This is a genomic window from Amnimonas aquatica (assembly GCF_002943415.1).
GTDB classification, from domain to species: domain Bacteria; phylum Pseudomonadota; class Gammaproteobacteria; order Pseudomonadales; family Moraxellaceae; genus Perlucidibaca; species Perlucidibaca aquatica_A.
Genome location: NZ_PTQZ01000316.1, coordinates 1 through 1,460 on the forward strand (window position 1 = coordinate 1; position 1,460 = coordinate 1,460).

Genomic DNA, 1,460 nt, shown 5'->3' on the forward strand with positions numbered 1-1,460 from the left:
CGGCCGTGCCGCCGACAGCATCGCCGCCGCCACCGACTGGCTGATCGCTGCTGCCGCCGGCAACCCGGACGAGGTCAACGCCGCTGCCGTGGATTTCCTGCACGCCTTCGGCCTGCTCGCCTATGCCCACATGTGGCTGCTCATGCTGCAGGCTTCGGCAGGCAAGGACGATGCCTTCCACGCCGACAAGTTCAAGGTCGGCGCGTTCTTCTTCGCCCGCCTGCTGCCCGAGCTGGACAGCCGCGTCGCTTCGCTGCGCGCCGGTGCCGACACCCTCATGGCGCTGTCCGAAGACAGCTTCTGAGGCCTTGCCGCGCGGCCGTTCACCGGCCGCCGGCAGACTGGAAAATGCCCCGCCTGTCGGGGCATTTTCTTTTACGAATCCATAACATGCATTGGTCGCAAGCTGCTCGACAGGGCCCGCGTGCTGTGCCAGCCTGACTTCAATGACCAGGACGGGAGTGCGGCATGGGGCGGATGACGGCGGTGATGAAGGCCCTGCCGGCCGGCAGGTTCTGGCCCGGCACGGTCCTGCTGCTTGCCCTGCTCGCCGGCCAGCCGGCACAGGCGGACAGGCAGCCCTGCATCGCGCGTGACGCCCGCGGCGACCTGCTGGGCTGGGCCGACTATCCGCACTGCCTGGTGGATTATCGCACCCAGTCCACGGTGCGCTGGCTGGATGACTGGTTCGGTCATCCCGATGTCGACGAGGAGGCGACAGCCGCCGTCCGCGCCATCACCGAGGTCGTGATCGACGACGAGGGCGAGCTGACGCCGGCCCTGCGCCTGCGTGCCCGCCTGCATCTGCCGGGCATCAGCAAGCGGCTGTCGCTGGTGTTCGAGGACGAGAGCCAGGATCGCAACCGCCTGCTCGGCCAGCGCTCGGTGAACGACTCGTCGCTGGCCCTGCGCTGGATGGCGCTGGGGCTGGAGCGTCTGCGGGTCGAGACCGACATCGGCGTGCGTTCGGGCCCGGACGTCTTCGTGCGTGCCCGCACCTCGCGCTCCTGGGCGCTGGCGACCGATGACCAGATACGGGTCAGCCAGATGCTGCGCTACGGCGTCGACGAGCGCTTGCGCTCGATCAGCGAGCTGGAGTACTCGCACGCGTTCAGCGATGTCATGGCCGGCACGCTGTTCTACCAGTTCGACTACCGGCAGGAAGACAGCGACCAGGGTTTCGACTGGGCGCGCGGCGGCGTGCTGTCGCGCGTGCTGGAGAGCGGCGCCACGCTGGCGGTGGGGGTCGCGGAGGAGGGTGTCACCCGGCCCTGGGAGACCACGCAGGTCGCGCTCTGGACACGCTACCGGCGCAGCTTCCTCCGCGACTGGCTGTTCTACGAGGTCGAGCCGCGGCTGAGCCAGACTCGTCAGCGCGACTGGGATGCGCTACCCTCGCTGACGCTGCGCCTCGAGGTCCACTTCGGACAGCACACGGCGCAGGCGGCGCGTGCCCGGGC

The 1,460-nt window shown here is 69.3% G+C and carries 2 protein-coding genes; both read left to right on the forward strand.

The window, feature by feature from the left end:
• A partial coding sequence (locus tag C5O18_RS09495) for an acyl-CoA dehydrogenase C-terminal domain-containing protein (protein ID WP_206389846.1) occupies window positions 1-304 on the forward strand: 304 nt, incomplete at its 5' end.
• Window positions 305-468: 164 nt separating this feature from the next.
• The coding region (locus C5O18_RS09500; protein WP_146089334.1) for a hypothetical protein at window positions 469-1,460 on the forward strand (992 nt) is incomplete at its 3' end.